The organism is Allocoprococcus comes, from assembly GCF_013300725.1.
Classification (GTDB): Bacteria; Bacillota; Clostridia; order Lachnospirales; family Lachnospiraceae; genus Allocoprococcus; species Allocoprococcus comes_A.
Map to the genome: position 1 here is coordinate 22,631 of NZ_JAAIMM010000033.1, position 8,308 is coordinate 30,938.

An 8,308-nucleotide genomic window follows, 5' to 3' on the forward strand; every position below is an offset into this window, starting at 1 on the left:
ATCTGCCGGTCACAGGTACTGTGAACAGTAACACGAGAAGGGAAATGACATATGTTTCAGGTAAATGCAGATTGCATTTCAGAAAATCAAGAGTATAATAAGAAATAGTGAAAAGAAGAAAGGCAGACAGATATCTGTCTTTTTATAATTATAGAGACAATTTTCAAGATATAAGAAATAATATGATTTACCGGAGGAAAAGGATGATTGGAAAATATCTGGATGAAGTACGAAAAAAAGCACCATTGATACACAATATCACCAACTATGTGACGATCAATGATGTGGCGAATATAGTTCTTGCCTGCGGTGGAAGTCCGATCATGTCGGATGAGCCGACAGATATTGAAGAGATTACATCCATCTGTCAGGGTCTGAATATCAACATGGGAATGTTAAATCCGCGCAAGATTGAAAGTATGCAAAAAGCCGGGAAAAAATCCAATGAGCTATATCATAAAGTGTTGTTAGATCCGGTCGGAGCAGGATCGAGTTCGTTCCGAACAGAGGCGGCACTGAATCTGATCCGGGAAGTTCAGTTTGATGTGATTCGGGGAAATATTTCCGAGATTAAGACACTGGCAGCAGGTCATGGGACGACGAGCGGTGTGGATGCGGATGTGGCAGATACACTGACCGAGCAGAATCTTGGGAAAATGATTCCGTTTATCAAGGATTTTTCCAGACGGACGGGGGCTGTGATCGCAGTGACCGGCGGAATTGATCTGGTAAGTGATGGTGAGAAATGTTTTGTGATCCGGAACGGACGCCCGGAGATGGGGAGGATCACCGGAACAGGATGTCAGCTTTCCGGGATGATGACGGCATTTCTTGCGGCGAATCCGGAGAACAATCTGGAAGCGGCGGCTGCGGCAGTCTGTGCCATGGGAGTTGCCGGTGAAACTGGCTGGAAATATATGCAGCCGGGAGATGGAAACGCAACATATCGTAATCGGATCATCGATGCGATTTATAATATGGAAGGAAAAGAATTGGAAGAAGGTGCAAAATATGAGATTAGATAAGAAAGATATGGTTTTGTATGCGGTAACAGACCGTCACTGGCTGAATGGAGAAAGTCTTTACAGCCAGGTAGAAAAAGCGCTGAAAGGCGGGGCTACATTTATCCAGCTCAGGGAAAAAAATCTGGGTGAGGAAGAGTTTCTGGCAGAAGCAAAAGAGATTGCCAGGCTCTGTAAATCCTATCATGTACCATTTGTGATCAATGACAATGTTGAGATTGCAAAGAAGGTAGATGCCGATGGTGTGCATGTGGGGCAGAGCGATATGGAAGCTCTTGATGTGCGGAAAACACTGGGCGAAGATAAGATCATCGGTGTTACGGCAAAGACGGTGGAGCAGGCGCTAAAGGCGCAGGCACACGGAGCTGATTATCTGGGAGTCGGCGCAGTCTTTGGCACGACATCAAAGGCAGATGCAACAAAGCTGGATCATAAGGTTTTAAAGGAAATCTGCGAGACGGTGGACATTCCGGTTGTGGCAATTGGGGGAATCACGGGAGAGAATGTGACAGAGCTTGCCGGAAACGGAATCTGCGGAGTTGCCGTGATCAGTGCAGTTTTTGGACAGCCGGATATTGAGCAGGCTACAAAAGAATTAAAAGAGAAAGTAGAGGGTATGTTGAAATGATTTTGTTTACAAGTGATTACACAGAAGGGGCACATCCGAGAATTATCGAGAAGCTTGCCGAGACCAATATGGAGCAGACAGTAGGATATGGGGAAGATCCTTACTGCGAAGAAGCGAGAGAAGCAATTAAGAAGGTGTGTGAAGCACCGGAGGCAGATGTTCATTTTCTGGTGGGAGGAACCCAGACGAATTTTACAGTAATTTCTTCTATTTTGCGTCCATTTCAGGGGGTGCTCTGCGCAGACAGCGGGCATATCAATGTCCATGAAACCGGGGCTGTAGAAGCGACCGGACACAAAGTTCTGGCACTTCCTTCAAAAGATGGAAAGATTACCGGACAGCAGATTAAGGAATATTACGATCTGCACTGGAGCGATGAGTCTCATGAACATATTGTACAGCCAAAGTTGGTCTACATTTCCCATCCGACAGAGGTTGGAACACTGTATACAAAAGCAGAGCTTGAAAATATTTCTGCTGTTTGTAAGGAATGTGGATTTTATCTTTTTCTGGATGGAGCGAGAATGGGATATGGACTGATGGCACCGGGAACCGATGTGACACTTCCGGACATTGCGAAGTACTGCGATGTATTTTACATTGGGGGAACAAAAGTTGGAGCACTGTTTGGAGAAGCTGTAGTGATTACAAATTCGTGTCTTAAGCAAGATTTTCGTTACTGTATCAAACAGAAAGGTGGAATGCTTGCAAAAGGGCGCCTCCTCGGTGTTCAGTTCCTGGAACTGTTTAAAGACGGACTTTATTTTGAAATTTCCAAACATGCGATCGATATGGCAATGCTGTTAAAAGAAGGACTGAAAGAAAAAGGATATGAATTCTTCATGGACAGCGATACCAACCAGCAGTTTATTATTGTGAAAGATACGAAATTGCAGGAAATCCGTCAAAAATACGGTGTAACATATCAACAGAGATACGATGAAACCCACAGTGTTATCCGATTATGCACTTCATGGGCAACAAAAGAGGAAAATGTGAAGGCATTCCTGCAAGATATGTAATTGCTGTTTGATGCGTTATAAATCACAAGAAAAGCTATATAAAGAATAGATATTGTGAAAGAAGAGGACTTTTTTACCTGGAAAGGGGTAGAAGAGTCCTTTTTCGTATAATAAGAAATCCCGGAGGAACTTCCTGTTATATAAAAGGCACTACATGTCTGAGATGTACACTCGCGTGAAGAAAAATGATTAGGCATATAATTATTTGTTTGTAAAAAATATTATAAAAATATAAATTATTGAGAATAAATATTGACTTATATAGAAAATACAACTAGAATAACGATTAGACATCTAATAAATAGACATCTAATTAAATTGCAATAGGAGGTGAAATGGTGAAGTCGGGAAAATTTAAATGTGAAGATTTCTCGAGAGAGAACATGCCGGTACAGCTTTTGCTTGCACAGGTGGGACATATGTATAAATGGTATGTAGGAAACCTGATGAAAGATACGCAGATGAAGCCGGGACAGGCAGGAATTCTGGTAATTTTGCAGATGATGGGACCAATGTCCCAGAGAGAGCTTGCTGACCGGGTGCATATTACGCCACCATCTGTGAATGTAGCTGTCCAGAAGCTGGAGAAGCTCGGATATGTGCGCAAAGAGCAGGACGAGAAAGACCAGCGTATGACGAAGATCCATCTTACAGATAGTGGAGAGAAAACGATTGAAAACATGCATGATATTATTCAAAGAACGGAAGATACTCTTCTTAAGAATATGAGCACAGAAGAAAAAATACTGTGCCGAAGACTTCTATTGCAGATGAGTGACAATCTTTTTCAAGAAAAGGCTTTCAGAGAAATGCCTTGTAAAAGTCCATTTGAACAATAAAAATAATTACTAAGAAAGGAAATAATTGCTATATGAGAAAGTTATTTAAGCATCTGAAGCCATATGCAGCAACTATAGCAGTGATCGTTATGGTTCTGATCGTTCAGGCATACTGCGATCTGTCATTGCCTTCTTATACTTCAGACATCGTCAATGTCGGAATCCAGCAGGGAGGAATCGACGAGGATATTCCGGATGCAATTGCAGAAAAAGAGATGGATAAGTTGCTTCTCTTTGTTTCAGAAAAAGATCAGCAGACGGTGCTGGATGCCTATGAGAAGAAAGAATCCGGCACTGGTTATGATTATGATGGCGCTGTATACATTTTGAAAGATTCTGTGAAGAAGGATGAAGACAAATCCGGAAAGATCTTTGATATTCTCGGAAAACCAATGCTTCTGACTTATGGATTTGAATCTGGAAGTGATACAACGAAGAAGATGGAAGAATCCATGAAAGAGAATATGATTTCTTCTATAAAGGAACAGGCTGAAAAACAGGCAGAGAGTATGCAGTCCCAGATGACAGATGAGCAGAAAGAAGCACTTGCGGCAAATCCGGAGCTTGCCAAGAAACAGCAGGATGAAATGCAGAAAAAGATTGATGAACAGGTGAAAAAGATCGAAAATGCAGATATCTTTGAGATCCTGAACATGATACCGGATGAACAGAGAGCAGACGTTATTGATAAGATTTCAGAAAAAATGGACGATATGCCCGATACCATGCTGGAACAGGCAGCAACTTCATTTATTAAAGAAACCTACAGTGTTCTGGGTGTGAATACCGATAAGCTCCAGAACAGATATATTTTAACAACTGGCGGTAAGATGCTTGCCCTTGCATTTCTCGGAATGATCGCAAGTGTACTCGTCGGACTTCTTGCATCAAGAGTTGCGGCAAGTACAGGACGTGATCTGAGAGGAAAGGTATTCAAAAAAGTTGTTGGATTTTCCAATGCAGAATTTGACAAGTTCTCAACAGCATCGCTGATCACGAGAAGTACCAATGATATCCAGCAGATCCAGATGCTTGCAGTTATGCTTCTGAGAATGGTTATGTATGCACCGATCATGGCAATCGGAGGAGTTTTCAAGGTTCTTCATACTAATGTCAGCATGTCATGGATCATCGTACTTGGGGTAATCCTGATCGTGATGGTTGTTGCTGTATTATTTATTGTGGCAATACCAAAATTCAAGATTCTGCAGAACCTGGTCGACAGACTGAACCTTGTTACCCGTGAAATCCTTACCGGACTTCCGGTTATCCGTGCATTCAGTACAGAAAAGCATGAAGAAGAACGATTTAATAAAGCGAACAGAGATCTGACAAGAACCAACTTATTCGTAAACCGTGCCATGACATTTATGATGCCGATGATGATGCTGATCATGAACGGAATTACCGTACTGATCGTATGGAGCGGTGCACATGGTGTCAGTGACGGGCAGATGCAGGTTGGTGATATGATGGCATTTATCCAGTATACAATGCAGATCATCATGTCCTTCCTTATGATCTGTATGATTTCCATTATGCTTCCAAGAGCAGCCGTTGCAGCAGAACGTGTGGATGAGATCCTGACAAGCAGGACAGCGATCGAAGATCCGGAAACACCGGAAAAACTGGAAGAATCCAGAAAAGGCGAAGTAAAATTTGATCACGTATCCTTCCGTTATCCGGGAGCAGAAGAAAACGTACTTCATGATATCAGCTTTACAGCAAAACCGGGACAGACAACGGCGATCATCGGAAGTACCGGCAGTGGTAAATCTACGATGATCAACCTGATTCCAAGATTCTATGATGTAACAGAAGGTACGATCACATTGGATGGAAAAGATATCCGCACCATTTCACAGCATGATCTGAGGGATGAGCTTGGATACGTTCCACAGAAAGGTGTACTTTTCTCAGGAACAATTGAGTCCAATATTCTGTACGGCAATCCGGATGGTTCCGAAGCCGAGATGAAGAAAGCAGCGGAAATTGCACAGGCGACCGAATTTATCGAAGAAAAACATAAGAAATATAACAGCCCGATCGCGCAGGGAGGATCCAATGTATCCGGAGGTCAGAAGCAGCGTCTGTCCATTGCACGTGCGATCGCAAAAAATCCGAAGGTTTATATTTTTGACGACAGTTTTTCAGCACTGGATTATAAGACGGACGTAGCACTTCGTGCGGCGCTGAAAGAAAACACACAGGATAGCACAGTGATCATCGTAGCACAGAGAATCAGTACAATTTTGCATGCAGAGCAGATCATTGTCCTGGATGATGGAAAAGTTGCAGGAATTGGAACACATAAAGAACTTCTGAAATCCTGTGAGTCTTATTATCAGATTGCTTCATCCCAGCTTTCAGAAGCAGAGCTGGCAAGAGACTTGAATGATGAGACTGACGGAAAGGAGGAAGCATAGTATGAGTAATCAGCCAAGAAGAAGAGGGCCTATGGGCGGTGGACATGGAAGAATGGGAACCGGCGAAAAGGCAAAAGACTTCAAAGGTACCATGAAGAAACTTTTTACTTACCTTAGTGAATATAAAATCGGTATTTTCTTTGTTATGATATTCGCAATCGGAAGTACAGTTTTCAATATTATCGGACCAAAGGTTCTCGGAAAAGCGACGACCGAAATCTTCAAAGGTCTGGTCGGAAAAGTATCCGGTGGCAGCGGAATTGATTTTACAAAGATTGGTAAAATTTTGTTAACTTTATTGTGTCTGTATGTGATCAGCGCATGTTTCTCCTTTATTCAGGGATATATCATGACAGGTGTATCACAGAAACTGACCTATCACATGCGAAAAGAAATTTCTGAAAAGATCAATCGTATGCCGATGAATTATTTTGATACGACTACACACGGTGAGGTACTTTCCAGAGTAACCAATGACGTGGATACTCTGAGCCAGAGCCTGAACCAGAGTGCAACCCAGATGATCACATCCGTGACAACGATCATCGGTGTACTGATCATGATGCTCAGTATCAGTCCGCTGATGACTGTGATCGCACTTCTGATCCTGCCGGTATCTATGGTACTGATTTCTGTAATCGTAAAACATTCACAGAAATACTTCAAAAGCCAGCAGGAATACCTGGGACATATCAATGGTCAGGTAGAAGAAGTATATGGCGGACATAATATTGTCAAAGCATTCAATAAAGAAGAAGATGTGATCCGCGAATTTGATGAGACCAATGATATCCTGTTCCGTTCCGCATGGAAATCACAGTTCCTTTCCGGAATGATGATGCCGATCATGCAGTTTGTCGGAAACCTTGGATATGTAGGAGTTTCTATCTTAGGTGGTTACCTTGCAATCAAACAGACCATCGAAGTTGGAGATATCCAGTCCTTCATCCAGTATGTAAGATCCTTCACACAGCCGATCCAGCAGGTTGCACAGGTAGCAAATATGCTCCAGTCAACAGCTGCTGCATCTGAGAGGGTATTTGAATTCCTGGACGAAAAAGAAGAAGACCAGTTTGCTGAAAATCCAGTATCTGTAGAAGGCTTACAGGGAAATGTAGAATTTGAACACGTACACTTCGGATACAATCCGGAGCATATCATCATCAATGATTTCTCTGCAAAAGTAAAAGAAGGACAGAAGATCGCCATCGTAGGACCGACCGGAGCCGGAAAGACAACCATGATCAAACTGCTGATGCGTTTTTATGATGTCAACAGCGGGGCAATCAAGATCGATGGACACAATATCAAAGACTTCAACCGGAGTGAACTCAGACAGATGTTCGGAATGGTACTTCAGGATACCTGGCTGTTCAGCGGAAGCATCGAAGATAACATCAAATACGGAAAACTCGATGCCACCCACGAAGAAGTCGTAGCCGCAGCCAAAGCTGCCCACGTACACCGTTTCGTTCAGACTCTTCCAAGCGGATACAACATGATCCTCAACGAAGAAGCCAGCAACGTATCCCAGGGACAGAAACAGCTTCTCACAATCGCCAGAGCCATCCTCGCCGATCCAAAGATCCTGATCCTCGACGAAGCCACCAGCTCCGTAGACACCAGAACCGAAGTACAGATCCAGAAAGCCATGGATAACCTCATGAAAGGTCGAACCAGCTTCGTAATCGCCCACCGACTTTCAACCATCAGAGATGCAGATCTCATATTGGTAATGAAAGACGGCGATATCATAGAGCAGGGAAACCATGAAGAATTACTTGAAAAGAATGGGTTTTATGCGGAATTGTATAATTCGCAGTTTGAAAACGCTACAAGCTGTGCATAAAAATGGAAAGATGCCGAAAATCATGCTCGCATGATTTTCGGCATCTTTTTATTTTTATATAGAGCGCCAGCTCTCATTCGGATGATGCGACAGCATTAGCCGAATGCAGCACAGCGTATGTGATGGAGAGAAAGAGTGGAGTGCATCACCCCACAAACCAATCAATCCCCAGCGGGACAGGAGCTTCAGCTCCGCTTCCCGCGCCCGTCTTGCGTTCCCTGAATTTTATTCAATTATTTCCCAACATCTTCTCCAGCAACGCCGAATTTGTTGATTAGTTTATGATTTCTGTAATTTTCAATCAACTAAAACGAATTTGTTGATCTGTTTTTAATTTCTGAAATTCTAAATCAACTATATCTGCATATTTCGTTGATTAGCTTTGAATTTTACAGTATCTAAGTCAATAAAATACTATTATTCTGTTGACTTGTTTTTGAGTTTTATAGTATCTAGATCAATAATAGTGGTGCTAGAATATAAATAGTACAAGCCAAAATGAGAAATTCCAAATACACATAA

General features: G+C 42.5%; 6 protein-coding genes. All 6 read left to right on the forward strand.

From position 1 onward, the window contains the following. The first annotated feature begins 203 nt into the window (after window positions 1–203). The 6 genes from thiM (at window position 204) to G4407_RS14545 (ending at window position 7,786) form a co-directional block, all read left to right on the forward strand. Window positions 204–1,025, forward strand: a complete 822-nt coding sequence (thiM, locus tag G4407_RS14520; protein ID WP_173689461.1) for a hydroxyethylthiazole kinase — start codon at window positions 204–206, stop codon at window positions 1,023–1,025. After that, window positions 1,012–1,650: a thiamine phosphate synthase gene (thiE, locus tag G4407_RS14525; RefSeq protein WP_055156460.1), complete on the forward strand. Its 639-nt coding sequence runs from the start codon at window positions 1,012–1,014 to the stop codon at window positions 1,648–1,650. Before thiM ends, thiE begins: the two co-directional genes overlap by 14 nt. After that, window positions 1,647–2,672 carry a threonine aldolase family protein gene (locus G4407_RS14530; protein ID WP_173689462.1) on the forward strand — a complete coding sequence of 342 codons (1,026 nt, stop codon included), beginning with the start codon at window positions 1,647–1,649 and terminating at the stop codon, window positions 2,670–2,672. The genes thiE and G4407_RS14530 overlap by 4 nt, the downstream gene beginning before the upstream one ends. A gap of 335 nt (window positions 2,673–3,007) precedes the next feature. Then, a complete protein-coding gene (locus tag G4407_RS14535) occupies window positions 3,008–3,511 on the forward strand; it encodes a MarR family winged helix-turn-helix transcriptional regulator (RefSeq protein ID WP_173689463.1) in 504 nt (167 codons plus the stop codon). A gap of 32 nt (window positions 3,512–3,543) precedes the next feature. Then, window positions 3,544–5,937, forward strand: a complete 2,394-nt coding sequence (locus tag G4407_RS14540; RefSeq protein ID WP_173689464.1) for an ABC transporter ATP-binding protein — start codon at window positions 3,544–3,546, stop codon at window positions 5,935–5,937. 1 nt (window position 5,938) lies between these two features. Beyond that, a complete protein-coding gene (locus tag G4407_RS14545; protein WP_173689465.1) occupies window positions 5,939–7,786 on the forward strand; it encodes an ABC transporter ATP-binding protein in 1,848 nt (615 codons plus the stop codon). Window positions 7,787–8,308: the final 522 nt, after the last annotated feature.